Genomic DNA, 26,642 nt, shown 5'->3' on the forward strand with positions numbered 1-26,642 from the left:
TATGGATCACTTTCCCGCTTTTTTAAATTTACAGGGTCATCAATGTTTAGTGGTAGGGGGCGGTCCCGTTGCGGAGCGTAAAGTCAAAACCTTGCTACGCTATGGGGCTAGTGTACAAATTATTTCCCCTCAGCTTACCGCTAGCCTTGCAGCCCTAGTGGAAGAACAACGCCAATCCACCGAGCTGCGCTTAAGTTATAAGGCTAAATCCTTTGAAGATAGTGACTTATACGGTTGGTTTTTAGTGATTGCGGCGACGAATCAATTTGAGATCAATCAACGCATTGCTGAACTCGCTGCGGCACGTAATGTATTAGTCAATGTAGCCGATAATCCTGAAGCCTCCAGCTTTATTATGCCCGCCGTAGTCGATCGCTCGCCTGTGACGATTGCCGTCTCTACTGGAGGTGCGTCACCCGTACTGGCTCGCCAATTAAAAATGAAATTGGAGACGCTGATTCCATCAAGTTGTGGTCAATTAGCCGCCATTACCGAGGAATACCGCGAAAAGGTTAAACAACACTTCGCCACAGTGGAGGAGCGCAAACAGTTCTGGGAACAAGCCTTAAAAGGTGTGGTATCTGAATTAGTGTATGCAGGACAACTGACTAAAGCGCGTGAAGTATTAGATCAAATGCTCAGTGCACGCAGCACTCGCCCTTCAGTGGGAGAAGTTTATCTAGTGGGAGCAGGGCCTGGTGATCCCGACCTTTTGACCTTCCGTGCTTTGCGTTTAATGCAGCAAGCTGATGTGGTGGTGTATGACCGTCTAGTGGCTAAATCGATTTTGGCGATGACGAATCCTGAGGCTAAACGTATTTATGTAGGTAAAGAAAAATCTAACCACGCAGTGCGCCAAGAAGGGATTAATGATCTGCTTGTGCAAGAAGCCAAAGCAGGACATAAAGTGTTACGCCTAAAAGGGGGTGATCCCTTTATTTTCGGGCGTGGGGGCGAAGAAATAGAGACACTCGCCGAAAATGGCATTCCATTTCAAGTCGTGCCCGGAATTACCGCAGCATCGGGTTGTTCCTCTTATGCAGGTATTCCCCTCACCCATCGTGACTATGCTCAATCCTGTACCTTTGCAACGGGTCACTTAAAAGACGGCACGATTGATCTGGACTGGACAAAGCTCGCTCAGCCCAAACAAACTGTCGTATTTTATATGGGTCTAACGGGTATTGAAGTGATTAGTCGGGAATTGATGAATCATGGTATGCCAGCCGATATGCCTGTTGCTTTAGTGGAGCAAGGTACAACACGTAATCAGCGGGTGCATATTGGAACATTAGCCACACTACCCCAGCTCGTACAGGAACGCGAAGTACACGCCCCCACCTTAACTATTGTCGGTGAAGTGGTGCGCCTCCATGACAAATTAAATTGGTATGAGCCAGAGCGCCATGTAACTGCTAGTGAGTTTAGTCGCAATACCCCACAGGAATAAATGATGAGTGAAGTGCGTATTAGTATCGACCAAGCGTTTAAACAGCGCGATTTGATACAAGGTTTAAGTGAAGGGAGTAGCTGCTCCGAGGCTGAGCCATTTGCCCTACAAGTACTGGATGACAGTATGGAACCCGAATTTGATGTAGGTTGTATTATTATTATTGACCCTACGGGGCATGTGAGAGATGGAGCATTTGTATTTGCTAAAGATAATAAGGACGAATACATTTTTAGACGCCTGCGTATCATTAATAATGAATACTTTTTAGAGCCACTGAATCCGGTCTATGAGACGTTTAAAATTAGCGGTTTAACTCAAATTTCGGGTGTAATTACTCAACGTGCTGGTAAGCGGCGTTCTTATCATAAATGGTATGATAAATGATTAAACTCTACGGCATTGCCAATTGTGACACCATGAAAAAAGCTCGTCAGTGGCTAACCGATCACGGTGTCGACTACGAATTTCACGATTATAAAAAACAAGGCGTGAATCCGGTTTTATTGCGTGAATGGGTAGCAGAATTAGGTTGGGAAGCACTGGTAAATCGTAAAGGTACGACTTGGCGTAAACTACCTGAGAGTACGCGTGACACTATGGATGAGACCTTAGCGCTGGCAGTGATGGAAGATCAACCGAGCCTGATTAAACGCCCTATTCTGGATACCGGAAAAGAACGTGTACTCGGTTTTGATGTGGAACGTTACCAACGTCTGTTTTTGCATTAAACTATGCCGCCTATTTAACTAACGAACATGATTATGTCTGCCACCTTAGAACTGACTCAGCAGCTTATTGCTCAACCCTCTATTACTCCTCATGATGCTCATTGCCAACAAATGCTCGCGGAGCGCTTAAGCGCAGTGGGTTTTAAAGCCGAGCATTTACGTTTTCAGGAGGTGGATAATTTATGGTTGCGGCGTGGTACGGAGCGCCCTTTATTTTGCTTTGCGGGTCATACCGATGTTGTTCCGACGGGTCCTTTAAACGAATGGAGTAGCAATCCCTTTCAACCTGAAATACGTAATGGCTTATTGTATGGACGCGGTGCTGCGGATATGAAAGGCAGTATTGCTGCTTTTACCATAGCGGCTGAACGCTTTGTGCAAGATTACCCTGTTCATAAAGGCTCGATTGCCTTACTCATTACCAGCGATGAAGAAGGTCCATCCATCAATGGTACGGTTAAAGTAGTCGAAACACTTGAAGCACGGCAAGAAAAAATCGACTGGTGTTTAGTGGGTGAGCCTTCTAGTAATGAACGCTTGGGCGATGTGATTAAAAATGGGCGGCGCGGTTCGCTGTCTGGTCATTTAACGGTAAAAGGCAAACAAGGTCACGTAGCCTATCCGCATCGTGCTATTAATCCCTTACACACCCTAGCCCCTGCTATGGCTGAATTAGTCGCCCAACAATGGGATCAAGGCAATGAGTTTTTCCCGCCCACAACCTTTCAGATTTCTAATCTGCAATCGGGGACAGGAGCGACTAATGTCATTCCGGGCAAGGCTGAGGTCTGGTTTAATTTTCGTTTTTCCACCGAAGTAACGGCAGAACAATTAAAAGCACAGGTGGAGGCTATTTTAGCCAAGCACGCATTAGAGTATGACCTAGTATGGAGTTTATCCGGTCAACCGTTTTTGACAGCTAAAGGTGATTTAGTCGCAGCCACTCAGATAGCTATTCGTGACTATTGTGGCATTGAAACTGAATTATCCACCTCTGGCGGAACCTCCGATGGACGCTTTATTGCGCCTACGGGTGCACAAGTTTTAGAGTTGGGCCCTCTCAATAAAACTATTCATCAAATTGATGAGTGCGTTTCAGTACAGGATTTAAACACACTGACTGATATTTATTACACTATTCTCAAAAAGCTATTAGCCTAAATTTTATTCCGATGCATACACTAACTTAAAGTGCCCCAATTAAGTTGCTGAGGCTCAAAGACGCTAATTAAACATAGCCTTATTTCAAGGTCTTACGAGGGCGTCCACGTTTACGTTTATAAACTTCGCCCTCTTGTAATTCGGCAGTTGCCCAATCCAAGAGGGTAGTGTGTAAATGGTCGGCGACCTCATGCAAACGCTCTTTCAGTGCTATACGATAGGATTCCTCGCGCTTACGAGTGATATTGAGTAACTCGCGTAGCTCATTTAGCTCTTGTTGATAAGTATCTTGGGCTTCTTGTAATTGCTCACGCAATTCAGCAATTTTCTCCTGCATTTCCTCACGTAGACGACGCTTTTCTTCAGCCGCTTGTGCTCTGACCTCAGATAAAGAGGCTGAAGTAGCCCCTTTAGGGCGTCCGCGCCGCCTTAAAGGAATACTTAAATTGGGATGATATTCAACGCTACCACCATCGACACGTATTGATTCAAACTGTCTCATTTTTTTCAACCTATACTGATCCTAAAAAAACTCCCTGTGCCTGTGAGCTTAGGAACACTAATCTTCAGGCTTATACTTGGGGGTAAAGTTTAAAATAAACTGAAGCTCGTCTTAATGGGTAAATATTATACAACTCGAAAACCATTGTAAAACGCCATTAGTGCTATAAAACCCATTTAAATTAGCTAAATCTATATTTCTATAAAATATAAATACATCTATATAGGGGGCATCTACTTACGGTAATACACGGCTAGCCCTACAAGATATTGCTTAAAAATAAAGGTTTTACCTGAAGCTAATGTTTAGCCTCATGTCAAAAACTTTTGGATAAAACATTAGATAATAAACTATGCAATACTTAAGTAAAAATGAAGTAACTTTTTCTAAGTGACCGTCACATTATCCATTTAATCAATAGGTCTATTTACTAAAAACACGCATAATCAATTATTTATAAAATGGACACATAATCCAGCTAAGCTGAAATAGCTATTTATTATTAATAAAATTTTATTGGATGAGGCTTTTCTCACTATCCCTAACTTAGCCTAAGCTCTTGATATATTTTTATTCATCTCTGGTTCAGCAAGACTGAGAGCTTATGCAATTTTAAGTCACCTAGCGTCACATTAAATACCCTGCAAAGTACTTCATCCGCAGTAACACCCACCACTTAGAGCAGTTTTTGAGTCAGGACAATAAGTTAACGAACTTATTTTATAAAATACTCTTATCATTATCCCTTTATTAGCACTAGAATTAAGACCCTTTTCAGCCAGACAAAGTTAAACTAATCCAGTATTAGGGCGTTGTCTGTGTGCCTAGAGTATGAGAAGGTTAGCAACCGTATTCTTAGGGTTTGCAATCCTAGTAAATTCCATGAGTTGAGCTAAGACTGCTCCCTTGAGTTGGTTGATAATGGAGAATAATGTTGCCACTCTCATCTTTACGTTACTTAGCCTTAAGCTTAGCGATTAGCCCAGTAGTTACCTTGGCAGCCACACCTTCTACTTGGAAAGTGTGTCCTCCGAGTGCACGCGCTAATACTATTCCCAAGCCAAGCCAACTAGATCCTGATGCTACCTATGTCGAGGCAGACAATGCCCTATTACAAGATCAAGGCGATTCGATTTTAGAGGGTGATGTGATTATCGCCCAAAGCAAACAAGCACTGCGGGCTGCCAGCGCCACTTATAATAAACAAACGCAGCAGGTGAATGCCCAAGGTCAAGTGCGCCTTGAAAGTGAACAGCTAGAACTCAATAGTGAGCAAATTAATTACAACCTCGGAACCGGAGCGGGGGAAATTTTTGCCGCTTATTATCGTCTGCCTACGTCGGATGCACGCGGTAAAAGTGCCAAAATGATTCGGGATGGCGAGCGTTTAACTCAACTCCAAGCGGCTACCTATACCACCTGCCCCCCTCATAATGAAACATGGCGTATTGAGGCTGATCAGATTCAACTCTATCATCAAGAAAATCGCGGTGTAGCACGTAAGGTCAAATTAAAAGTTAAAGACATACCCGTATTTTATTTTCCTTACTTTTCTTTTCCTTTAGAAGAAAAACGTAAGTCTGGTTTTCTAGTACCCGAATTTAAAAGCGATGATAAATCCGGTTTACAAATAAGCTTCCCTTATTACTTTAATCTAGCCCCCCATTATGACCTCACAGTTGCCCCCACTGTATTGAGTCAACGCGGCTTGATGGTTAAAAATGAGTTTCGCTACCTACAACCTAATCACAAAGGCAATTTTGTTTTTAATGTCATTCCTAGTGACCGAAAACGTGATGGTAAATTACGCTATCAATTTGATATAGATCAGAGTATGCAATTGGCACAAGGTAAAAAAGGTAGCCTAACGTTGAAAGCGGGCGGAGTGTCTGACAATGACTATATTGATGATTTTGGAGGATCGTTGGCGGCTACCAGTACTGTGAACTTAGAGCGTAATTTAACTTATAAATTAGAGCGGCAAAATTGGTCTTTTCATGCCGTTGCTCAAGACTTCCAAGTGTTGACTACTGAAACCGATGCTTATACCCGCTTGCCACAATTTACGTTTAACTTTACTCCTAAGCAAAAACCTCTCGGCTTACAATTACAAACCACTACGGAATACACCCATTTCTATAGCAAGGATCAGCCCAAAGCGCAGCGCCTACACGTTAAAGTTAAAGCCTCCAAACCGATTGAAAAAGAATGGGGCTTTATTCGTCCCAGTATTAGTTTAGATCATACTAGCTATTCTATTGATCGGAATGATAAAAGTACTATTAGTCGCACTCTACCTACAGTCAGCTTAGATTCCGGTTTGATTTTTGAGAAACGCCGCGTGGATAATATTATTCAAACCCTAGAGCCACGCCTATTCTATACCTATACCCCGTATAAAGATCAGGCTGATATACCGATTTTTGACTCGGCGGAAAAAACTTTAACTTATAATGAGTTATTTGCCGAAAATCGTTTTACCGGAAAAGATCGGGTGAATGATGCTAACCGTCTGACGACCTCTTTAACTACTCGCCTACAGAACACTAAAACTGGACGTGAAAAGTTACGTGCTAGTATTGGGCAAATTGCTTATTTTGATGAGCGCAAAGTGACTTTGCCTGATCAAAGCACTCAAACCGGCAAGCGCTCTGAAGTGGTTATGGAATTGTCCGGTGAATTAAATGCACGCACACGGGTCACGGGTAGTGCTTTTTATGATACCAAAACTGGGACATTGACTGCCTCTCAAGCAGAGCTTAATTATAAAGATCAGCGCGAGCGTTTATTAAATGTGAATTATGGCAAGCGTAAAGATAGTTATGAGGCCATCGGTATTACCACGGTTCGACCTATTAATAATCGTTGGAAGGTCGCGGCTGGTTGGGATTATGATCTTAAAAATCACCGTACCTTAGAAAATGTGGGCGGTGTACAATATGAAAGCTGTTGTTGGAAAACGCGTGTAGCTGCACGCCGCTATTTACAAAACGATAATACTACCTATGATCAAGCCGTTTTTGTGGAATTTGAATTAAAAGGCTTAGGTAGTTTAGGTAGTGGTGCACGCACGCTATTACAAAATCGTGTGACCGGCTACGAGTAAGTAACCATCACTAACCCCTAACCACTTTATCGTAAAGTATTCGTGAGTATGCCAACTTTCGAGTACTTTATTAACTTAAACTCTAATTTTTTAGCGCCTTGAGTGCCTATGAAAACATTAGGAACTGTTATGAGTATGCGTCCGCGTATTGCCCTCACCTGCGGTGAACCTGCGGGTATTGGCCCTGATATAATTGCCACTTTAGCCAGTCGTATGAGTTGGCCAGCCGATATGGTCGTGATTGGTGATCCTGATGTAGTGGCGCAACGTGCTAAGCGTTTAGGACTGAATCTGCGCCTGCGCCCTTATCAAGCGCAGGAAGCAGTACGTCCTTGTCAAGCGGGTGAGATTTTTATTGAAACAGTATCTTGTCCTGCCCCCGTAATTGCAGGTCAATTGAATGTACAAAACGCCAAAGCCGTATTACGTACTCTAGATCGCGCCACCCAAGGCTGTCTCAATGGTGAATTTGCTGCCATGGTCACGGCTCCACTGCATAAGGGCATTATTAATGATGCGGGGATTCCCTTTACTGGTCATACCGAATATTTAGCTGAGCTTACGCGTGCTCCTTTGCCGGTTATGCTCTTATTGGCAGGACGCTTACGTGTGGCATTAGCGACCACGCATTTACCTCTTAAAGCCGTGAGTGATGCGATTACTTATCAGAGCTTGGAACAGGTGATTACGATTTTGGCACGCGATTTAGAGCGCCGTTTTGGCATTCCTAATCCGCGTATTTTGGTCTGTGGTCTCAATCCTCATGCGGGTGAAGGTGGACACTTAGGGCGTGAAGAAATTGATACGATTATTCCCGTGATACGCGATATGCAGCAACAAGGCTTTAATGTGGTGGGACCTTTGCCTGCCGATACCTTATTTACTCCTCGCCACTTAGAACCGGCTGATGCAGTATTGGCTATGTTTCATGATCAGGGATTGCCTGTATTGAAATATGCTGGATTTGGTCAGGCAGTGAATATTACCTTAGGTTTGCCGATTGTTAGAACTTCGGTAGACCACGGCACTGCATTAGATTTGGCGGGCACAGGTAAGGCGGATACGGGGAGCATGTTGACTGCTATACAGCTAGCACTAGAAATAACTCAACGTCAGATGGTGAATGCCTAGCGCACCAAGTAAAAGGGGCATCACTTGCAGATGCCCCAACCGCTAGGAGGATATGTGAAACCTACTGTATGCAGTAGACTTCCTCTATGCTCCTTACCTACCCTATGACACGCTAATGTGGTAAAAGGTTCAAAAGAAAATTAGAATTTCATAATATGCTACTTAACAAGCTTGCTCTATCTCCATTAAGTAATATCACCTGCTTCTAATCCCTTATGAGTTTTCTAACCATTACCTTAGTTAACACATTTGAGATAGGTTAACGTCTAGATTTTATGGCAGAATAACGCGCCTTAAATGAAAGCAGGCTGAAATTTGACATTCCTCAGAGGCGATTAGCTCAAGAAACCCTATGATGGCAACATGATGACCGATTACCTACTCATTTTAGTTAGTACTGTTTGGGTGAACAACTTTGTTCTCTCCCAATTTTTGGGGCTTTGTCCCTTTATGGGGGTGTCACGTCGCCTAGATACTGCGATGGGCATGGGGCTAGCGACTACCTTTGTCCTCACCTTAGCCTCTATCTTAAGTTATATGGTCAGCACTTACCTACTAGAACCCTTTGGATTGGAGTATCTACGCACGATTAGTTTTATTTTGGTTATTGCCGCCATTGTAGGCTTTACTGAAATGGCAATCCGTAAAACTAGCCCCGTACTGCACAATGTGTTAGGGATTTATTTACCCCTGATTACTACCAACTGTGCGGTCTTAGGGGTAGCCCTACTTAATGTACAAAAACAACATAGCTTTATTGAATCCGCTCTGTACGGGATAGGGGCTGCTTTAGGTTTTACATTAGTCATGATCTTATTTGCGGGGATTAGAGAGCGCATTGCTGCTGGTGATGTCCCTGAAACTTTCCAAGGTAATGCCATTGGTTTGATTACAGCCGGTCTCATGGCATTAGCCTTTATGGGCTTTTCTGGATTAGTGAAAACTTAATATGTTAAGCGCAATTCTTATTATTGGAGGCTTAGCAGCCGTATTAGGCTTATTACTAGGCTATGCTGCCCTTAAATTTAAGGTCGAGGGTGATCCACTGGCAGAGAAAATCGACAAACTCCTGCCCCAAACTCAATGTGGACAATGCACCTTTCCCGGGTGTCGCCCTTATGCCGAAGCTATTGCTAAAGGTGAGGCAGACATTAATCAATGCCCTCCGGGCGGCGAAGACACCATGAAAGCACTTGCCGAATTATTAGGTGTGGAACCCAAACCCTTAGATGCAGAACATGAGGCTAACCCTATTCCCCTAGTGGCAGTGATTGATGAGACTATCTGCATAGGCTGCACTTTATGTATTAAAGCTTGTCCTGTGGATGCTATTGTCGGAACGTCTAAACTTATGCACACCGTGATTGCTAGCGAGTGTACTGGCTGCAAACTGTGCTTACCGCCTTGTCCAGTAGACTGCATTACCATGGAACCTCAAACGATAGAGCCGAGTACTTGGAAATGGCCTTATCCCGTCTATGAATTGCGCCCTGCTCCCACTCACACACAGGAGCAAGCAGCATGAGTCAAACTTGGCCCTTGCCTGTGGGCTTAAAACTCGCTGATTACCATAAATCAATCTCTAATCAGCAACCGACCCAAGCTATTATTCCTACTCAAGGCGAGCACTTAATTATTCCGCTATTGCAACACTCAGGCGCTAAACCTCATTTAGAAATAGCGCTGGGCGACTATGTGTATAAGGGGCAACTCTTAGCCAAACCCCAAGGTAATATTAGTGCCGGAGTTCATGCCTCAACCTCTGGAACTATTGTAGCCATTGAACCGCATGTGATTGCCCACAACTCTGGCTTGGCGGATTTATGTGTAGTACTCGAAGCGGATGGCAAAGATGATTGGGGTAATACCCGTTTACCTAGATTGGATTATCAACAAACTGACTTAAAGACCCTAGTCAATCGAGTACGCGAGTGCGGTGTAGTAGGATTAGGTGGGGCAGTCTTTCCAACCGATGTTAAGCTCAATGTACGCCAGCCAGTCACTACCCTCATCCTGAATGGCGCAGAATGTGAACCCTATATCACTTGTGATGATCGCCTGATGCGTGAGCATGCCGCTGAAATTATAGCGGGAGCACAAATTATTTTGCACATGATACAAGCCGAGCAGTGCTTAATTGGCATTGAGGATAATAAGCCAGAAGCCATTAGTGCTATGCAACAGGCGGTCAGTGCTATAGCGGATAAACGCTTTGAAGTCGTGACTATTCCGACTATTTACCCCTCTGGTGGCAAAAAACAACTTACCTATATTCTAACCGGTAAAGAAGTACCTAGCGGTGGACGTGGAGGGGATGCGGGTGCTTTATGTATTAATGTAGGAACTACTAGATCAGTCTATCAAGCTATCGTCCAAGGTGAGCCTTTGATCCATCGCTATGTAACAGTTTCAGGCGAGGCTATTAAGCAGGCGGGTAATTTTGAAGTACCTTTGGGTTTGCCCATGTCGCGCTTGATTGCAGCGGCCCAAGGCTCCACTATCTCTGAGCCGTGGCTTACTATGGGGGGGTCTATGATGCCACTACCGCTAGTGTCACCTCAGATTCCTGTAGTGAAAGCGACGAACTGCCTCCTTGTGCGCCCCCCACCTAACACTGAAGTCGTCATGCCTTGTATTCGTTGCGGGCGCTGTGCCGAGGTATGTCCGGTAAGCTTATTGCCTCAGCAGCTTTATTGGTATGCACGCTCTAAAGAGATGGAACAAGTAGAACGTTATCATCTCTTTGACTGCATTGAGTGTGGCTGCTGTAGTTATGTGTGCCCTAGCCATATTCCTCTAGTGGATTATTACCGCTTTGCCAAGGCTGAAATTAAGGCACAACGCGATACACGCCATAAGGCTGAAGTGGCTAGAACTCGCCATGAATTTAGACAAGAGCGTATCGAGCGAGTGCAACGCGAAAAGGCAGAAAAACTGGCTAAGCATAAAACCGCACTCAAAGAGCAAGAAAGCTCCAGCAAAGAAGGTACAGCCGAAACGGATGCTAAAAAAGCAGCTATCCAAGCTGCCTTAGAACGTGCTAAAGCTAAAAAAGCTCAGCAAGCCAACACCACTAGCTCATCGACTGAGGGTAGCGCATGAATCCCCATTACACTGTTGCTCAAGTCATGCAGCAAGTCCTATTAGCCTTGATTCCGGGCATAGCGGTAATGCTCTGGTTTTTTGGGTGGGGCGTGATCACTAATCTGGTATTAGCCAGCTTATTTGCCCTTACTTTTGAAGCGTTGATGCTTTATATGCGCAAGCGCCCGCTGCAACCTTTTTTAACCGATTATAGCGCCCTGCTCACTGCCTGCTTATTAGCGTTAGCCTTACCGCCTTATGCGCCTTGGTGGTTAATCGCAGTGGGGATGTTATTTGCCATTGTATTAGCCAAACATTTGTATGGAGGTTTGGGTTATAACCCTTTTAATCCAGCCATGATTGGTTATGCCGCTTTGCTAGTATCCTTTCCGCTGGAGATGACTCTTTGGCCTAGTGCAAGTGGTGGTTTCGGAGTATTAGATTTAGGTAGCACACTGAGTAAAGTATTCGGTAGTGGCTTAAGCAATTGGGATGCTTATACGCATGCCACTGCCTTAGACAGTATGAAAATTGGCTTAAATCTCCATCAAACTCCTAGCCAATTAATGCAAACAGAAGGCATGGGTTTAATAGGTAGTCAAGGTTGGGAGTGGGTTAATCTAGCCTTTTTAGTAGGTGGTGCTTGGATGCTCTATAAGCGTGTCATCACTTGGCATATTCCAATCGCCGTACTATTGGGTTTGACACTCTTAGCAACCTTATTTTGGTTGTATAGCCCTAATCATTATCCTAACCCGCTATTCCATCTATTGAGTGGAGCCACTATGCTAGGCGCCTTTTTTATTGCAACCGATCCGGTGACAGCGAGTACTACGCCACTAGGTAAAGTTATTTTTGGTCTGGGCATTGGTGGTTTGGTGTATGTGATTCGCACTTGGGGGGGTTATCCAGATGCCATTGCTTTTGCGGTCATAGTGATGAATATGGCAGTACCATTACTAGATAGCTATACCCAACCACGGGTCTATGGACGGAAGCGTAGCCTATGAATATTCCCTTACCTGCTTGGCTACAAAAAAACGAAGTGGGACAAGCCACTGTTTTCTTAGCTGGATTTGCGTTAATTGGTGTGCTTGCTCTCACGTTAGCTAACTACTTTACTAAAGCACGTATTGCTGAGAATGAGCAGCACACGTTATTGCAACGCTTTAGTTCGATTATTGAGCCTCAGCTTTATAATAATCAGCTCCTGACCGACCGAGTACTATTACCGGCTCAGGAATTAGGGAGTGCTGATCCTGTGCTAGTGTATCGTGCGCGTAAAGATCAAATACCTGTAGCAGCACTTTTTGTAGTCAGCGCCCCCGATGGTTATAGCGGACGTATTCAATTAGCGATTGGGGTGGATGCTCAGCACACTATTACCGGAGTACGAGTGCTTAAACATAAAGAAACCCCCGGTCTAGGTGATAAAATCGAAATCGAGCGCAGCAACTGGATTTTAGGTTTTAATCAAAAATCCCTCAGCAATCCTAGCCTAGACGCTTGGAAAGTGCGTAAAGACGGGGGTGAATTTGATCAATTCACCGGAGCCACTATTACGCCGCGTGCTATCGTGGGTAGCGTGCGCCGCACGCTAGAATGGTCAAACACACACTTTGATGAGTTATTTAAGCGCCCTAGTACACCTATGGAGGGCAAACACTAATGAGCACAGCGGATCATAAGGTCTACCGTAAAATTATCATGGATGGCTTATGGAATAATAATCCGGGCTTGGTGCAGTTATTGGGTCTATGTCCCCTGATGGCGGTTACTACCAATTTCATTAATGGCTTTGGCTTAGGCATTGCCACACTGGTAGCGCTCACTGCCTCCAATGTAGCCATTGCCATAGTGCGCAATCTCATTCGCCCAGAAATCCGTATTCCCGTATTTGTCTTAATCATTGCCGCCAATGTGACTTTGATTGAGCTGATTATGAATGCCTATTTTCATGATCTTTATAATGTGTTAGGTATCTTCATTGCCTTAATTGTGACTAACTGCATCGTGATTGGTCGCGCTGAAGCCTTTGCCTCTAAAAATACCCCTGTGCATACCCTATTAGACAGTACCATGATGGGCTTAGGCTTTATGTTAGTACTCTGTGTTTTAGGTGGGGCACGCGAATTAGTCGCTCAAGGTACTCTGTTTGCACAAGCGCATTTAATGTTTGGGGAGGGAGCCAAAGTACTCACTATTGTGCTCAATCCTGATTATAAAGGCATGCTCTTAGCCGCCCTACCACCCGGCGCTTTTATTGGTTTAGGCTTTTTAGTAGCGTTTAAAAAATGGATTGATACCCTACTCAAAGAACGCGCCAAAGCTCAAACACGCCAACCCCAAACACTGACTCCACCGCTAGGAGAATCGGTGTGAATGCAGCCAACCGTGCGGAAATGTTTCGCCGTTGGCAAGCCGCCAATCCACACCCTACCACTGAGCTTGAGTATCAGTCTGCCTTTGAATTATTAATCGCCGTGATCTTATCGGCACAAGCCACTGATAAAAGTGTTAATAAAGCGACTAAGCCTTTATTCGCTAGAGCCAACACCCCCGAACAAATAGTGGCACTAGGGATTGATGGCCTAAAAGCGTATATTAAAACCATTGGTCTTTATAATAATAAAGCAACTAATATTATGGCGACCTGCCAGCAACTGATGGAAAAACATCAATCACAAGTCCCCGCCAACCGAGCGGCTTTAGAAGCACTCCCAGGTGTGGGGCGTAAAACCGCGAATGTGATTTTAAATACCGCCTTTGGTCAGCCCACTATGGCGGTGGACACCCACATTTTCCGCTTAGCTAATCGTACTGGACTCGCTCCGGGCAAAACGGTAATAGCAGTAGAACAACACTTACTAAAAAACATTCCGCCAGAATACTTACACGATGCCCATCATTGGCTCATTTTACATGGGCGTTATGTCTGTACTGCTCGTAAGCCTAAATGTTCTGCCTGTATAGTAGTGGACTTATGTGAATTCCAAGAGAAAACCCTACCATGCTAAGTAGTGATCGTCATACTTTGCGTCAGTTTTATCAGCAAACATGGTTAAAAGCTCAACAAAACCAGCCTCTCAATGCACTCGAAACCCAAATTGCTCATGTCATTCAAGAACACCCTGAATATCAAGCATGGCTGACTCAGGCATATATGGATCAAGACTTTAGCCCCGAATTAGGGCAAACTAATCCCTTTTTACATCTAGGCTTGCATTTAGGATTACGTGAGCAAGTAGCGACGGATCGACCAGCGGGAATTCGCGCATTGTACCAGCAATTATTAGTACACTATGCTGCGCACGATCTAGAACATCAGATGATGGAGTGCTTAGCGGAAAGCCTATGGCAAGCTCAACGAGATCAGCAAGCGCCGAATGAGGTAGCTTATTTAGCGTGTTTAGAACAACTGAGGAAATTATGACAACAACACAATGGGTAAACGGGCTTTTGAGTAGCGCCTTATTAATGGGTTGCGCTATCACCTTAAGTGCTTGCGGTGCTGCACCCGCTAGTAATAGCTATACCACCGCTCAAGCCGGAAAATTACAAGAAGTTAAATTTGGTGAAGTGATTAGTGTACGCAGCATTATGATTGAGCAAAATAGCTCCCAAAATGGGCAGCATGCGGGAGGATTGATTGGAGGCTCGGCTGCTAAAGGGATTCTTCCGGGTGAAGCTACCAGCATGGTCGGGAGTGTCACTGGAGCCGTGGTAGGGGGTGCGGTAGGGACTATTATTGATCGTACTGTACAAGCCCAGCCCGGTCTTGAAATCACGTTGAAATTTGAAGATGGCAAAGCGGCTGTGATTGTGCAGCTAGCCGATAATGAATTTAAAGCGGGTCAAAAAGTTAAAGTCGTTACCAGTGACGGTATCTCACGCGTCGTTCCTCTTTAAACTCACTCTTAGGAGTTCACGCCATGACTTTGTATCAACCGATTGCAGTTAATAGTGAATTGCATCACACCATGCAACAGTGGCGGCGTGATATTCATCAACATCCTGAAACTGCTTATGAAGAATTCCGTACCAGCGCTAAAGTAGCGCAACAACTCAAAGCATTAGGCTTAGAGATACATGAGCAGATGGGTGGTACGGGGGTGGTCGCAGTGCTTCAGGGCACACAAGGAGCAGGGCGACATATTGGTTTGCGTGCCGATATGGATGCTCTGCCTTTGACTGAACTTAATACCTTTGAGCATAAATCGTGTCATCACGGCAAAATGCATGGCTGTGGTCATGATGGTCATACCACCATGCTCCTAGGTGCGGCTACGTATTTAGCGCAACACAATGACTTTAAAGGGACGGTGTATTTCATTTTCCAACCCGCAGAGGAAGGCTTTGCGGGTGCGAAACGTATGATCGAAGAAGGGTTATTTACGCGCTTTCCGATCGAAGAAGTCTACGGTATGCATAATTGGCCCGACCTCCCTGCGGGGCAATTCGGTATTCATGCCGGAGCGGTCATGGCGTCAACGGATTCATTTTATATTACGGTTACGGGTAAAGGCGGGCACGCTGCAATTCCTGATAGTGTGGTTGACCCGATTATCGTCACGGGGCAATTAATTTTAGCCATTCAGACTATTGTGTCACGCACGCTTAGCCCACTTCAAAGCGGGGTCGTGAGTATTACTCAAGTACACGGCGGTAGTGCCACTAATATTATTCCCGAAGAAGTACAACTCAGTGGCACAATTCGCACCCTTGATGAAAACCAACGCGCTCTTATTAAAGAACGCTTAGAACATATTGTCACCCAAACCGCTCACGCCTTTGGTGCGCATGCCGCCTTGGAGATTAAACCACTCTACCCCGTTACCCAAAATACGGAGCGCGAAGCCGAATATTGCTATGAGGTCGCTAAAAGTTTAGTGGGTGAAAGCAATGCCTTTTGGAATCCCTTACCTAGTATGGCAGCCGAGGATTTCTCTTTTATGCTGCAACAACGTCCGGGGGCTTATATTTGGCTGGGCAATGGCGCTCCCACCCATAATAAACCGCTACATAATCCCTATTATGATTTTAATGATGGTGTACTGCCGCTAGGAGCCAGTTTTTGGGTGCGGTTGGTCGCTGAGCGCTGTGCTTAAAGGGATATTGCCTTACTAGGTATGTCTGATATTCACTAGGCTGCTGATTGAATAGGAGTATTCGCTATGCGCATTCGGATTAGAACTAAATGGAATAATCAAGAACGTGAAGTATCGTTAGAGGATACCGTGAGCGTATTGGCGTTCAATAGTTGGCGTATTGGTATGCAGTCTTTATTGGAAATTGAAAATGAAAATTTTCAAACTGATACCCAAATGCAGCGTATTGCAGTCCTAGAAGAAATGATGGCCTTTTTAGTCCATCTCTTAGATCGCATTGCTTATAGTAGTTTAAATGATAGCGACCGTGAGGCATTAGTCAGTGCGTTTGCGGTGAAACTAGCGGATCATGTACACGATAATGCCCGTGATTTTGCTAAAGGTGATCATCGCAATAATTTTATTAATAAATTAAATATACGTTTAGTCGATTACTCAGAAACCACTTGGGCTAATATCGCGCAAGAACCCGGTTTTTCTATGGGTTTGACCTTTGGTAATCATATTGCTGACGCGCTAGGTCCGCGTGATAAAAAATGGGTATTAGATTATATCCAGCAAGTACTGATGCCAGAAATGGTGAAGCTATTTAAACAGGTACTTGCTAGATTAGGTTTAATTAATAATGAAAATTAAGTTAGCTAAACATCTCACGCTGTAAACCGCTTAATAATACTAATCTGGCATTTAGATTTAGAAATACGCCGTGACGAATTTGAGCTTGTGCTTCAGGATCGGCGGCATAAGGAATTAGAGCCTGCTCGACCATACCAGAATGTTCTATATCTAACACAATATGCTCGATAAAGAGTTGTAAATCATCATCCGTCACTTCTGGAATAGTGCGCAATGCATCCAGTAAAGATTGATAATAAGGCGGAATCGGCCATTCTCCTGCGATCCCTACGGCTGCCACGGCTGCTAACCAATTCGGTCCTTGGGAAATACGCATCATGGTATCAATATAGCCTTGTAATTCCGGCATAATATACGGATTAACTCGCTCTGCCTCTGTTATGCCTACAGCACGCATAAATTTACGATAAACCTCCATATGCGAGCGTTTTAAATCGCCATTACCGTATTCATCGTAAAGTATTTCTGATAACACAAACTGCAAATTCTCATCCGGTGTCACCCCCAAAGCATTAGCCTGATATAAGCGGGTGCGCAAAATATGCGGATAATACAAAAGGGCAAATTGTTTGCCTTGAGCACGAGTAAGAGGCTTAGCTGTTAATTGCTTTAAAAAAGGATGAGTTAAAAAAGGGTGGCTTAATACTTCATGTTTGAGTTGTTGCATAAAAGCGGTCGCTGCATTCATCACTTCAGTACCCAATAGCTAAAAATGAGTACTTTAGCAGATTCTAATGTAGCCGCCAGTATACTCTAAGGACTAGGGATTAATGCTTGCCCACCGCAGCATAGCGATAAAATTGAATCATAGCTTGAGTGAGCACAAACACCGCAATAGCACTCGAAATATGCCCTAGATAATGCCAACCCAATACATAACCCGCCTGAGTCAAAGTAGCTTGGCATAAGGGTTGGTCTAATACATTCATCACTAAGGCTAAGGCTAGCAATACACTTGCCCCTGCTAACCAGCGCGTAGCGGGGTGATTACGCCGATGTAAAATAGGGGTGAGGATCACTAACACGATCAGAGGCAATAAACCTAAAGCGCTCATAGGCACACAATAACCTATCAGACAAGGCACTATAGCCACTAAGCTCCCTAGTAAACTCAGCACAGCCGTGATAATCAACGCTGGTTTATGTTGAACTCTTAAAAAACGGGTGAGTGCTAAATATAAATACAAGGCGCTAAAGGCTAATAAGGACAGCAATACTAAAAACTTATCTACTTGAGTCGCTTGAGTATGAACGCCAAAATCAGCCGCACTGATTAAAATAATCAGCAAAGCCAATACATATTGAATCGGAGGGCGTTGATAAGATAAACCTTGAGTACGCACTAACACCCAAAGCCAAATACCAATAATAAACCATAAACCAGTAGTCACTACATTGAGTGGTTCTGCCCAAATAGCAGTATCGCTACCACGCTCGCAATAAGAAAACAGGGGCTGTAGCCAATCCATAGCCTTGCTTACCTTATAATAAAATAGGGGTTATAAAGGCTATGGATTATAGCTGATCTGAGTAAAATTAGCCCAATTATAGAATTACTTTACGGGATAAGAATAACAACAGCCGCTTAGTTTCTCGTCATTCATCGAACCAGTTACCTTAAAAGAAACACGACGCTTAAATAAGGAACTCCGACACTGCCCACTATACTTAATGGTTAGCTTGACATTATCCTGGCCACGCGCTCCTTTAACCACGGTCACAGACGCTAATTTATTAGCCCCATGCTCTTGATTTTTATAAGTAATCGGAACATTCACAGCATAATCACCGCCCTGATAGAGATTAATAGATTTAGGTAAAATCTCCGTTTTCCAGAACGGTGAAGTATTACCACACGCTAAAATCCAACTACCCGCTGGTTTAGGCATGGGAGCACGCGCGACTACTTTAGTTTCTTTGGTTTCCTTAGCTACGGTTTTAGCATCGGCTTTCGTTAAGGACACACTAGCAGTCTTGCCTGTGGCTTTCATATCAGCCGCAGCGACATAACGCTGATTCACCCAACCTACTTTGCCTTGGTATTTAATTTCTGCCCAGCGGGTTTTACCTACCTGCACGGTTCTGCCTGTCAAACTGATACCAGAGGTATCAGCGGGTAATTTATAGAGTACCTTACTATTCACACCGGGTTGTTGGCGTAAATTTAAGGTATCGCCCGCAACGACCCCCACAATTTTATAGGTACTGGCTGCCCCAGCTTGTCCTAGCCCTAATACACCGACTAATAAGCTTGCAATAATAAAACTCCGTGGCATGACACTCTCCTGTTTAATTAAAAACTGATTCACTAGGCTTAGTCTCTAAGTACCTAACTAAGAAGTAATTGTGTGTTTCTGGAGCAGTCTTGGCGGCAAGGATGCCGCCTTGAAGCGTACAAGGACGTATTTACAGCGGCTGCGGAGGAAATGCACGATTACTTTGGCTCAAGTACTTAGTCCTAAAAAGGTTTGTGTCTTAATTTATAGCGGAATTTGCATTAAATTGTTGTATAAGTTTGAAGCATTAAGTATCGGGTAAAAAGGTAAAAGCCGAAAAGGCTATAGCTCCATCTAATAAGCAGGGACTAGATGGAGCCTTTTAAGCGGGGAAAACATTAGGACTTTTTAACCTTATCTACAGCCTCTTTAGCAGCTTCCGCCACTTGCCCTGCTTTTTTCTGCGCAGTGTCAGCTAACTCGCCAGCTTCATCTTTTAAATCAGCATAAGTTTCAGCCGCTTTAGACTTTAATTCCTCAGCCTTTTTCTGTGCGCTCTCGGCTAACTCACTGGCATCCTCTTTCAGATCTTCGTATTTTTCAGTTGCCTTTTCCTTAACCTCCTCATACTTTTCAGAGGCTTCTTGCTTAAACTCACCGAAATTTTGACTAGCACGGGCACTTAAATCTTGGGTTGCCGTGGTAGACTCCGCTTTAGAAGCTGTATTAATGCCCAATGCTTTATACAGACCACAGAAACCAAATAGCCCCGTACCCACCACAATAACGCCAATAAGGGTCAGCCAAAAGCTAGCATTCCATAGACCCAGAACGGCTAATACACCCCCTACTGCAATACGAATATTACGATCTTGTCTACCCACGTTTAGCTCTAAGGCCATAGTTATTACTCCTTGATATGATGTTGACATCCACCCCTGCCTAAAAAAGGAAGGGGATTCCTTAGTACAGCCGTCCATGTCCGAACGGGAGAACGATGCTGGTTCTCTTACTTCACCCTGTCCCTGTAGGAATACTAAACAGGAGGAGTTAGGCAGCAATAGCCTAACCAACACAAAGTAGACTAGCATTAATCCACTATCGCGGACAGCCTTATATTCCCTACCTGAAGAAAGGGGCTTTACGGCTGCTCCGGTAATGAAAGAGTTTAAGTTTAGTTTACTTACGTGGCAGTATAGCAAATCCCTACAGTTCGGTAGGATTAGTACCGAATCTGAGGTGAATTAAATTAAGCCTGTAACGGTGTGGATAAAACGCGCTCTAGTTCAGCCATACCAGCGGGTAGATCTAATTTAACGCCGGAGGCTCGTAGACTAGACCCAAAAGCATGTAAGGTACGGAATAAATTATGCGCCCTACTTTGCTCGCCCATTTGACCAATGCGCAGAATATTGAGACCAAACGCGCCTGAAATCTCTACTTTATGGACTTGTGACATATAAGTACGCACTTTATCTGCCGAAGCTTGCTCAGGAACCACAATACCAATCACCGAATTTAGCCGATGCGCCTCAGCAATCAATAACTCTAAGCCCATCGCCTCAATACCCGCTTGTAAAGCCAACGAGCAGCGCAAGTGACGCTCAAAACGTTTAGTCAGGGTTTCTTCACACACTAAGCGCAACGCTTCATGCAGTGCCAAAATACCGGATACGGGTGCGGTATAATGATAAGAGTTTTGATTCCAAAAGCGATCCGCTAACTGTGCATCTAAACACCAGTGAAACAGTAACTCTTCGCGGGGCGCAATTTTTTTATTCCACGCCTGCTCAGAAAATGCGAGTAGCGACACCCCCGGAATAGAAGACAGCCCCTTTTGTCCCCCCGTGATAACGGCATCGATGCCCCAATTATCCATCTCCAAAGGCATAGTGCTTAAAGTACACACCGCATCGACAATCACTAAGCAACCATATTGCTTACCCAATTTAGCCACTTGCGCTAAATGCTTATTGTGAACGGTATTAGAGGTTTCACCCTGAACTAAGGTAATCGCATCAAAGTGTTGAGTTTGTAGCATGCGTTCTACTTCAGCGAGATCTACCCCCTCATTAGTGCGGGTTTCTAAAATCACTGGCTCACCCCGTACCCGCCGCGTTAATTCCGCTAAGCGTTGACTAAAATAGCCATTGCAAATACACAATACGCGCTCGCCCGGACGAATCAGGTTTGCCACTGCCATTTCCATCGCTGCTGACCCCGGACCTGCTACCCCTAGCACATGCGAGGACGAGGTTTGAAACACATAGCGTCCCATCTCTTTGACTTGGCGGATTACCTTATTCATGGTATCGCCTAAGTGATTGATCACGATTGAGTTCGCCGCCGCTACTTTTTGCGGGAGAGGAACAGGGCCAGCCCCCATCATTAACAGTGGTTCTTCGGGTAGGATATGCTCTAGCGATACAATGCTAGGAATCGCAATAGACTGGTTCATCGTTTTAAATGGCTCATACAACAACAATAGAAACTCGCCGCAGCGAGGGCAGATAAAGCTTGTGTGGTGCTACAGTACAGTAAAACTTAAGGGGTGATTACTTGCTTAACCGCCCAGTAAACGGGCATTAAGGGATCAAACAGGGTTAATGTACCTTGGCTCAGTGATAGACTCTCTGGTACTGGAAGCGGTTCAAGCTGACGCTCTAATACTAACTGAGCTTGATTGACTGGCAAACCATAAAACAGTGCACCATTTAATGATACAAAGCGTTCTAAATGGCTCAGGGCATGATTATTTTCAAATACTTGGGCCACAATACTTAAGGTATTCGCCACATTAAAAATCCCTGCACACCCGCAAGCACTTTGTTTAGCATGATCTAAATGCGGGGCAGAATCGGTTCCAAGGAAAAAACGTGCATCACCACTGGTGGCCGCTTCAACTAAAGCTAGGCGGTGAAGCTCGCGTTTAGCCACCGGCAGGCAATAATAATGCGGTTTAATCCCTCCGACTAACATAGCATTGCGATTAATCACTAAATGATGTGGGGTAATGGTAGCAGCGGTGTATTGCTCGCATGATTGCACATAATCCACACCATCTTTAGTGGTTAAATGCTCAAATACGACTTTAAGCTTAGGGAAGCGAGCGCGAATCGGTTGCAGTTTTTTCTCAATAAATACCGCTTCTCGATCAAAAATATCCACCTCAGGGTCAACTACTTCACCATGCACTAATAGCGGCATACCGATGGACTCCATCACCTCTAGCACGGGATAAACCGCCTCAAGATTTTTTACACCAGCCGCTGAATTAGTGGTAGCTCCGGCAGGATAGAGCTTTACTGCTGTTACATCGCCATTCAAAAAACCTTGTTTTACATCATTGGGATCGGTTTGCTCGGTCAGATATAAAGTCATTAAGGGTTGAAAATGACTATTTTCAGGCAATGCTGCCGCAATTTCAGCACGATACGCTTGGGCATCAGCGGTTTTAACTACGGGTGGTTGGAGGTTTGGCATAACAATAGCGCGTCCAAAATGTTGAGCGCTAAAGGGCAATACGGCTTTTAATAGTTCACCACTGCGTAAGTGCACATGCCAGTCATCGGGTAGAGTAAGAGTAAGAGTCGTTGCGGTCATTGCTGCCTGTCCATTTCAACAAGGGCAGTGATTCTAGCAGAAAGCCAGCTAGATTCCTGCTATTCATTGTTGATAATACCGAGCGCACCGGATTAATCGGTTGAGGCAGAGGTGACTTGTGCCAGTAGAGAGCTATCGCCTGCTCTACTGTGGGTTAATACCTTCAATCTGCTCTACTGATAATCCGGTTAATTCGGTAATCAAGGTTAAGGGCATGCCTTTGTCTAACATAGCTTGCGCCGTTTTTAGGCGACCTTGTAGCTCACCCACTTCAATTCCCTCCTCCAAACCTAGCTGTTTGCCTACTTCAATGCCGAGTTGCTTGCTTTTCGCTAAGGCTTCTTCCCATTCTTGTAGGCGTAGTTGCTCTTCGCTGTACTCATCTTTCATGCGGGCGTGTTCAGCGGGGGTGATTTGGTCTTGCTCAATCAGTTTTAGGACTTTTTGCACACAGGCATTGTGGTAGTCAGCTTCGTTCACTTGTCCATCGAGACTATCTTCAATCGCTTGTAGCCATTCACGCCATGCAGGGGGAGTACGGTCACTGAGGTATTTAGGGCTGAGAAATAAGACTTTGTGTGGGATTTCGTTTACGCCTACCCCATCCCAATCCTTGGGGTCAAAATCTATAGCCAACATGTCTTTTTGGTGTTTGTCGCCACTGGTGAGGATAACGATAGTGTAGACGCTGAGGTCGGGGCGATAGTCTTTGGCATTGACGACTTGTTCTAATAATGCCGCACAATGATAGTGGAGAAAGCGGTGGTAGTGATCTAGATAGCGCTTGTGCTGGATGTCGACAATAATCCGATTGACTTTATCTTCGGCAAACAGGTCAAAGCGGCTATCGACTGAGCCAATCGAGCTTTCAAACGATTTTTCCGTTTCCACACGCTCAATCTGTAGCTCAATGCCTAAGATGTCTTTGACAAAGGCTTTGAAGATGTCGGGGTGTGAAAATGCTTTTTTGAAGATCACACCATAGCGTAACGAAGCAACGGCTTTCATGGGCGGGTACTCGACTGCGGTAATTAGGACTATCTCGATTGTAGGAGGCTACTACGGCTAATGCTAGTAGACTCACAACCATACAATGAGCTTGCAATACTCAAAAAATCAACCGCTCACCGAAAAGCCTTCTCTAGGTCCCACTCGATCAATCGTTTTATGTAATGGAACCGCACGAATGGTGACCTCTTCGTTTTCACCTTTTTCCAGCTCTACTGTAACCTGCTGCTGCTCTAGACGGTATTGCTCAGGGATTTTATCCGCATCAACCACTACAATTTGCCATTGACCTAACGGTATGCCTATAAAGCTAAATGAACCATCACCTTGAGTTAAACGCTTTTGCACGGTGCGTTTGTCACTGGTATCGCCTATAGGTTGTAACTCAATTAGTAATCCACCTAAGCCCTCACTTGGCACTAACCCATCTTTTTCAGCACTAGATGCCAACGTTTTATTAACCTCAAAAGCTAGTAAACGTCCTGTGATACTAGCTCCTTGCTTCAATGGGATTTGAACACGTTGCGTATTATTAGCTACTACTTTTACGCTTTGGGTATTAGTAGGAGTATCTAGCATATAGCCACTTTGGTCTAAACGACTGGTATCAATCTGCAAATCATAGTTTTTAGCTAGCATATTAGGATAACTAAACTCCCCCTTAGCATTAGTAACAGCATGATAGCCGCCCATATCTAAAATGAGATTTTCCGCAGGAGTACGTGTATCAGCGTAATAAGCCTTGCCAGCAATATTGCCGATATTACTACGGCGTTTAAACGGTATATCTAAAGGTAAGGTATAATCTAACCAAATATAGTTATCATTGTTATCGGTGCTAGTACTTAAATTATCGCGTCTGTGTGTAGCATTAAAAGAAATAGCATGATCATTTTTAAAAGTATGACGATAACCCACATTATAACTATCATAGCGACTGCTATTGTCATTACTACGAGTCTGTTGCCAATAACCTGTTAACTCTTGGCGCTTATTTAATTTATAGGTGCCATTAATACCTAATGAGCGAGTAGTACCGTTACTATCTAATCCTTTATCTTGTGAAAAAGTAGTATTAAAGTTGACTTGTCGATTAGGGCGCCAATTCAGTGCCATCCTTACCTCACGCCCCGTGTTATTGTTATTACTTTTAATTTGATCATTGCGCTTACCTTGCTCTAGACCAAGGGTAAAATCAAACTGCTCAAAACTATGGCGATACTCGGCAAATAAAGTTTTTATTTTTTCATTAGTAGTGGGAGTTGGGCGTTGATCTTGACTATCACGTAATCGATAGCCAATTGTACCTTGCTTATTGCGTGCTTTATCAAAGTAATGGCTAATACTAGCGCTATGCTCTTCATCATGGCGTATTTCCTTGCTAAGATCTTGAGCTAAGTTATTTTCAGAGCGGCGAAAGTTAATTTGAAAGCGGGTAGCCTCACTCATTCGCCAACCCAAACCTCCATATAAACGCTTCGTATCTTGATTACCACCATTAAACTTAGCATCCGCTTTAGTATAGGACACATTAGCATTTACATTTTGCCAGTAGGTATTAATGTCTAAAGCATGTGCTTTACCATCACTATCTTGGGCTATATCGCCTCTGAAGCTAAAATTTTTGACTACCCAACTAAAATCTAAGCTTTTAACCACGTCATCAAAATTATTTTGTTGTTGATCTACTACCGCAGCGCCGATTTCAAGCTGCTCTTTATCAAAACGATAGCGAATACTTGCACCGCGTGATTTTTCCTGAGTCGTGGTATTGGTGCGACTTTTGCCCTCATAGGCACGCATCTTTAAAGGGCGTCCACGCTCTTTAAAAATAGGATTATATTCAATCGTCGTACCTGAAGCATTAGATAAACCTAAACCACTCAAACGACTATCACTATAGAAACTCTGATGCCCTGCGATCACCTTCCACTCATCAGTAGAATACGTAGCGCGATATTCCTCTTGTAAATTAGACCATGTTTGCTGGTTTTTCGAGCCATTGCGTAAATACACCGCTAGGCGATGTTTACCCTCATTATCTAAAGCACCTTGGGCATCGTATTGCAGTTGCCAATTATCTTTTTGATTATTAGTTTTATTATCTTGATAGTTATAGCGCAGGCTTAATCTGCCCCGTAACTTTTGCCACTGCCCTAAGCCTTCGGGTGTCCGAGCGTAAACGGGAATAGTAATCCGCTCCTCAGCACTGTTCTTACCACTATCGGCTACTACTGTTATTTTATGATCAGTACTTTTAGTTAAGTTGGCGGGTATTTTCCCTGCTAGCTGAATATCGGCTGTTTCAGAGGCTTTTAGGGTAATAGAGCGCGGAGAGAAGTTTGTAATAAAACCATCTTCGTCCTCAACATAAATACGAAAGGCTCTAGTTTGATTGCCTGTATTTTTTAGTTGTGTAGTGATTTTATATTCGTCACCCGCTAGTAGTACATAAGGTTTATCAGTGGTACTTAACTCCGCGCCTGCTACTGCGATGATTTGCACATTTACTCGGTCTGCTCCATTCAGGTTGGCGTTACCTTGAGCATTGACTTGGTAATTGATCGGATAAGTGCCGGAATTCGTACCGCGCGGTATCGAGACATAGATAAAACGCACTTCGCGTTGTTTAGGAGCTAGTGGAAAGGGAGCTGGGCTAGATACTAATTCCCAACCCTCTGGCAAGCCTATAGTTTCTTGCCATGTGAGGGATTGGTTGGTTTGGTTTTCTACTTCAAAGCGTAGGGTAACTATGCCTCGGTCGTCCGCCGCTACAGTGGTTTCGAGGGGAGTGATGGTGACATCATTAGCGGCGTGACTGGTGAGAGGAAAGCTCACTATACAACTGATGGCAAGGGAGAGGGATAGGCGGTTGATTACGCTATTCGCAGTTCTTTGCATGGGGT

The 26,642-nt window shown here is 44.3% G+C and carries 26 protein-coding genes; 17 read left to right on the top strand and 9 right to left on the bottom strand.

The features are described from left to right. The first annotated feature begins 1 nt into the window (after position 1). Genes cysG through dapE form a run of 4 tightly spaced genes read left to right on the top strand, consistent with a single transcriptional unit; the run spans position 2 to position 3,342 of the window. The gene (cysG, locus tag IPL34_RS17145) at positions 2 to 1,450 is read left to right on the top strand and encodes a siroheme synthase CysG (RefSeq protein WP_296842717.1); all 1,449 of its coding nucleotides are present in this window, start codon (positions 2 to 4) and stop codon (positions 1,448 to 1,450) included. Further along, the gene (locus IPL34_RS17150; RefSeq protein WP_296842718.1) at positions 1,451 to 1,837 is read left to right on the top strand and encodes a S24 family peptidase; all 387 of its coding nucleotides are present in this window, start codon (positions 1,451 to 1,453) and stop codon (positions 1,835 to 1,837) included. Then, entirely contained in the window at positions 1,834 to 2,181 is a 348-nt protein-coding gene (locus tag IPL34_RS17155; RefSeq protein ID WP_296842719.1) for an ArsC family reductase, read from the top strand. Before IPL34_RS17150 ends, IPL34_RS17155 begins: the two co-directional genes overlap by 4 nt. Before the next feature lie 27 nt (positions 2,182 to 2,208). Further along, on the top strand, positions 2,209 to 3,342 hold the full coding sequence (dapE, locus tag IPL34_RS17160; RefSeq protein ID WP_366931077.1) for a succinyl-diaminopimelate desuccinylase: 1,134 nt from the start codon (positions 2,209 to 2,211) through the stop codon (positions 3,340 to 3,342). A gap of 79 nt (positions 3,343 to 3,421) precedes the next feature. Here dapE and IPL34_RS17165 read toward each other — a convergent pair whose 3' ends face one another. Beyond that, entirely contained in the window at positions 3,422 to 3,844 is a 423-nt protein-coding gene (locus tag IPL34_RS17165; RefSeq protein WP_296842721.1) for a DNA-binding protein, read from the bottom strand. 931 nt (positions 3,845 to 4,775) lie between these two features. Here IPL34_RS17165 and IPL34_RS17170 point away from each other — a divergent pair. From IPL34_RS17170 to IPL34_RS17230, 13 genes are all read left to right on the top strand, one after another. After that, on the top strand, positions 4,776 to 6,950 hold the full coding sequence (locus IPL34_RS17170) for an LPS-assembly protein LptD (protein WP_296842722.1): 2,175 nt from the start codon (positions 4,776 to 4,778) through the stop codon (positions 6,948 to 6,950). A 129-nt stretch (positions 6,951 to 7,079) separates the two neighbouring features. Next, positions 7,080 to 8,081 (top strand): 4-hydroxythreonine-4-phosphate dehydrogenase PdxA, encoded by a 1,002-nt coding sequence (pdxA, locus tag IPL34_RS17175; protein ID WP_296842723.1) that lies wholly within the window; start codon positions 7,080 to 7,082, stop codon positions 8,079 to 8,081. A 366-nt stretch (positions 8,082 to 8,447) separates the two neighbouring features. Further along, positions 8,448 to 9,029, top strand: a complete 582-nt coding sequence (gene rsxA, locus IPL34_RS17180; protein ID WP_296843083.1) for an electron transport complex subunit RsxA — start codon at positions 8,448 to 8,450, stop codon at positions 9,027 to 9,029. Between the two features lies 1 nt (position 9,030). Then, positions 9,031 to 9,606 carry an electron transport complex subunit RsxB gene (gene rsxB, locus IPL34_RS17185; RefSeq protein WP_296842724.1) on the top strand — a complete coding sequence of 192 codons (576 nt, stop codon included), beginning with the start codon at positions 9,031 to 9,033 and terminating at the stop codon, positions 9,604 to 9,606. Beyond that, positions 9,603 to 11,183, top strand: coding sequence for an electron transport complex subunit RsxC (gene rsxC, locus IPL34_RS17190; RefSeq protein WP_296842725.1), 1,581 nt, complete (start codon positions 9,603 to 9,605; stop codon positions 11,181 to 11,183). The genes rsxB and rsxC overlap by 4 nt, the downstream gene beginning before the upstream one ends. After that, a complete protein-coding gene (gene rsxD / locus IPL34_RS17195; RefSeq protein ID WP_296842726.1) occupies positions 11,180 to 12,175 on the top strand; it encodes an electron transport complex subunit RsxD in 996 nt (331 codons plus the stop codon). The genes rsxC and rsxD overlap by 4 nt, the downstream gene beginning before the upstream one ends. Then, positions 12,172 to 12,834 carry an electron transport complex subunit RsxG gene (rsxG, locus tag IPL34_RS17200; protein WP_296842727.1) on the top strand — a complete coding sequence of 221 codons (663 nt, stop codon included), beginning with the start codon at positions 12,172 to 12,174 and terminating at the stop codon, positions 12,832 to 12,834. The genes rsxD and rsxG overlap by 4 nt, the downstream gene beginning before the upstream one ends. Then, complete coding sequence (locus tag IPL34_RS17205) at positions 12,834 to 13,547, top strand: electron transport complex subunit E (protein ID WP_296842728.1); 714 nt, start codon at positions 12,834 to 12,836, stop codon at positions 13,545 to 13,547. The genes rsxG and IPL34_RS17205 overlap by 1 nt, the downstream gene beginning before the upstream one ends. Next, on the top strand, positions 13,544 to 14,182 hold the full coding sequence (nth, locus tag IPL34_RS17210) for an endonuclease III (protein ID WP_296842729.1): 639 nt from the start codon (positions 13,544 to 13,546) through the stop codon (positions 14,180 to 14,182). Before IPL34_RS17205 ends, nth begins: the two co-directional genes overlap by 4 nt. After that, positions 14,176 to 14,598, top strand: a complete 423-nt coding sequence (locus IPL34_RS17215; RefSeq protein ID WP_296842730.1) for a DUF1841 family protein — start codon at positions 14,176 to 14,178, stop codon at positions 14,596 to 14,598. The genes nth and IPL34_RS17215 overlap by 7 nt, the downstream gene beginning before the upstream one ends. Next, the gene (locus IPL34_RS17220; protein ID WP_296842731.1) at positions 14,595 to 15,074 is read left to right on the top strand and encodes a hypothetical protein; all 480 of its coding nucleotides are present in this window, start codon (positions 14,595 to 14,597) and stop codon (positions 15,072 to 15,074) included. The genes IPL34_RS17215 and IPL34_RS17220 overlap by 4 nt, the downstream gene beginning before the upstream one ends. Positions 15,075 to 15,097: 23 nt before the next feature. Then, positions 15,098 to 16,273, top strand: coding sequence for a M20 aminoacylase family protein (locus IPL34_RS17225; RefSeq protein WP_296842732.1), 1,176 nt, complete (start codon positions 15,098 to 15,100; stop codon positions 16,271 to 16,273). 66 nt (positions 16,274 to 16,339) lie between these two features. Further along, on the top strand, positions 16,340 to 16,909 hold the full coding sequence (locus IPL34_RS17230) for a hypothetical protein (protein ID WP_296842733.1): 570 nt from the start codon (positions 16,340 to 16,342) through the stop codon (positions 16,907 to 16,909). Position 16,910: 1 nt separating this feature from the next. Here IPL34_RS17230 and IPL34_RS17235 read toward each other — a convergent pair whose 3' ends face one another. From IPL34_RS17235 to IPL34_RS17270, 8 genes are all read right to left on the bottom strand, one after another. Beyond that, entirely contained in the window at positions 16,911 to 17,597 is a 687-nt protein-coding gene (locus tag IPL34_RS17235; protein ID WP_296842734.1) for an iron-containing redox enzyme family protein, read from the bottom strand. A gap of 79 nt (positions 17,598 to 17,676) precedes the next feature. Next, complete coding sequence (locus IPL34_RS17240; RefSeq protein WP_296842735.1) at positions 17,677 to 18,378, bottom strand: hypothetical protein; 702 nt, start codon at positions 18,376 to 18,378, stop codon at positions 17,677 to 17,679. Positions 18,379 to 18,462: 84 nt separating this feature from the next. Beyond that, positions 18,463 to 19,185, bottom strand: a complete 723-nt coding sequence (locus IPL34_RS17245; protein ID WP_296842736.1) for an SH3 domain-containing protein — start codon at positions 19,183 to 19,185, stop codon at positions 18,463 to 18,465. A 338-nt stretch (positions 19,186 to 19,523) separates the two neighbouring features. Next, positions 19,524 to 20,027, bottom strand: a complete 504-nt coding sequence (locus IPL34_RS17250; protein WP_296842737.1) for a YgaP-like transmembrane domain — start codon at positions 20,025 to 20,027, stop codon at positions 19,524 to 19,526. Positions 20,028 to 20,374: 347 nt separating this feature from the next. Then, positions 20,375 to 21,583, bottom strand: a complete 1,209-nt coding sequence (locus tag IPL34_RS17255; RefSeq protein WP_296842738.1) for an alanine--glyoxylate aminotransferase family protein — start codon at positions 21,581 to 21,583, stop codon at positions 20,375 to 20,377. 86 nt (positions 21,584 to 21,669) lie between these two features. Then, positions 21,670 to 22,728: a dihydroorotase gene (gene pyrC, locus IPL34_RS17260; RefSeq protein ID WP_296842739.1), complete on the bottom strand. Its 1,059-nt coding sequence runs from the start codon at positions 22,726 to 22,728 to the stop codon at positions 21,670 to 21,672. 144 nt (positions 22,729 to 22,872) lie between these two features. Further along, positions 22,873 to 23,736, bottom strand: a complete 864-nt coding sequence (locus tag IPL34_RS17265) for a hypothetical protein (RefSeq protein ID WP_296842740.1) — start codon at positions 23,734 to 23,736, stop codon at positions 22,873 to 22,875. A gap of 108 nt (positions 23,737 to 23,844) precedes the next feature. Beyond that, a complete protein-coding gene (locus tag IPL34_RS17270) occupies positions 23,845 to 26,637 on the bottom strand; it encodes a hypothetical protein (RefSeq protein WP_296842741.1) in 2,793 nt (930 codons plus the stop codon). Positions 26,638 to 26,642: the final 5 nt, after the last annotated feature.

Source organism: Thiofilum sp. (assembly GCF_016711335.1).
In the GTDB taxonomy this organism is placed as follows: domain Bacteria; phylum Pseudomonadota; class Gammaproteobacteria; order Thiotrichales; family Thiotrichaceae; genus Thiofilum.

What these genes read in the sequence shown, in the direction of transcription:
- cysG (WP_296842717.1), top strand. Translation starts at nt 2, where the DNA reads ATGGATCACTTTCCCGCTTTTTTAAATTTACAGGGTCATCAATGTTTA.
- IPL34_RS17150 (WP_296842718.1), top strand. Translation starts at nt 1,451, where the DNA reads ATGATGAGTGAAGTGCGTATTAGTATCGACCAAGCGTTTAAACAGCGC.
- IPL34_RS17155 (WP_296842719.1), top strand. Translation starts at nt 1,834, where the DNA reads ATGATTAAACTCTACGGCATTGCCAATTGTGACACCATGAAAAAAGCT.
- dapE (WP_366931077.1), top strand. Translation starts at nt 2,209, where the DNA reads ATGATTATGTCTGCCACCTTAGAACTGACTCAGCAGCTTATTGCTCAA.
- IPL34_RS17165 (WP_296842721.1), bottom strand. Translation starts at nt 3,844, where the DNA reads ATGAGACAGTTTGAATCAATACGTGTCGATGGTGGTAGCGTTGAATAT.
- IPL34_RS17170 (WP_296842722.1), top strand. Translation starts at nt 4,776, where the DNA reads ATGTTGCCACTCTCATCTTTACGTTACTTAGCCTTAAGCTTAGCGATT.
- pdxA (WP_296842723.1), top strand. Translation starts at nt 7,080, where the DNA reads ATGAGTATGCGTCCGCGTATTGCCCTCACCTGCGGTGAACCTGCGGGT.
- rsxA (WP_296843083.1), top strand. Translation starts at nt 8,448, where the DNA reads ATGACCGATTACCTACTCATTTTAGTTAGTACTGTTTGGGTGAACAAC.
- rsxB (WP_296842724.1), top strand. Translation starts at nt 9,031, where the DNA reads ATGTTAAGCGCAATTCTTATTATTGGAGGCTTAGCAGCCGTATTAGGC.
- rsxC (WP_296842725.1), top strand. Translation starts at nt 9,603, where the DNA reads ATGAGTCAAACTTGGCCCTTGCCTGTGGGCTTAAAACTCGCTGATTAC.
- rsxD (WP_296842726.1), top strand. Translation starts at nt 11,180, where the DNA reads ATGAATCCCCATTACACTGTTGCTCAAGTCATGCAGCAAGTCCTATTA.
- rsxG (WP_296842727.1), top strand. Translation starts at nt 12,172, where the DNA reads ATGAATATTCCCTTACCTGCTTGGCTACAAAAAAACGAAGTGGGACAA.
- IPL34_RS17205 (WP_296842728.1), top strand. Translation starts at nt 12,834, where the DNA reads ATGAGCACAGCGGATCATAAGGTCTACCGTAAAATTATCATGGATGGC.
- IPL34_RS17215 (WP_296842730.1), top strand. Translation starts at nt 14,176, where the DNA reads ATGCTAAGTAGTGATCGTCATACTTTGCGTCAGTTTTATCAGCAAACA.
- IPL34_RS17220 (WP_296842731.1), top strand. Translation starts at nt 14,595, where the DNA reads ATGACAACAACACAATGGGTAAACGGGCTTTTGAGTAGCGCCTTATTA.
- IPL34_RS17225 (WP_296842732.1), top strand. Translation starts at nt 15,098, where the DNA reads ATGACTTTGTATCAACCGATTGCAGTTAATAGTGAATTGCATCACACC.
- IPL34_RS17230 (WP_296842733.1), top strand. Translation starts at nt 16,340, where the DNA reads ATGCGCATTCGGATTAGAACTAAATGGAATAATCAAGAACGTGAAGTA.
- IPL34_RS17235 (WP_296842734.1), bottom strand. Translation starts at nt 17,597, where the DNA reads ATGAATGCAGCGACCGCTTTTATGCAACAACTCAAACATGAAGTATTA.
- IPL34_RS17240 (WP_296842735.1), bottom strand. Translation starts at nt 18,378, where the DNA reads ATGGATTGGCTACAGCCCCTGTTTTCTTATTGCGAGCGTGGTAGCGAT.
- IPL34_RS17245 (WP_296842736.1), bottom strand. Translation starts at nt 19,185, where the DNA reads ATGCCACGGAGTTTTATTATTGCAAGCTTATTAGTCGGTGTATTAGGG.
- IPL34_RS17250 (WP_296842737.1), bottom strand. Translation starts at nt 20,027, where the DNA reads ATGGCCTTAGAGCTAAACGTGGGTAGACAAGATCGTAATATTCGTATT.
- IPL34_RS17255 (WP_296842738.1), bottom strand. Translation starts at nt 21,583, where the DNA reads ATGAACCAGTCTATTGCGATTCCTAGCATTGTATCGCTAGAGCATATC.
- pyrC (WP_296842739.1), bottom strand. Translation starts at nt 22,728, where the DNA reads ATGACCGCAACGACTCTTACTCTTACTCTACCCGATGACTGGCATGTG.
- IPL34_RS17265 (WP_296842740.1), bottom strand. Translation starts at nt 23,736, where the DNA reads ATGAAAGCCGTTGCTTCGTTACGCTATGGTGTGATCTTCAAAAAAGCA.
- IPL34_RS17270 (WP_296842741.1), bottom strand. Translation starts at nt 26,637, where the DNA reads ATGCAAAGAACTGCGAATAGCGTAATCAACCGCCTATCCCTCTCCCTT.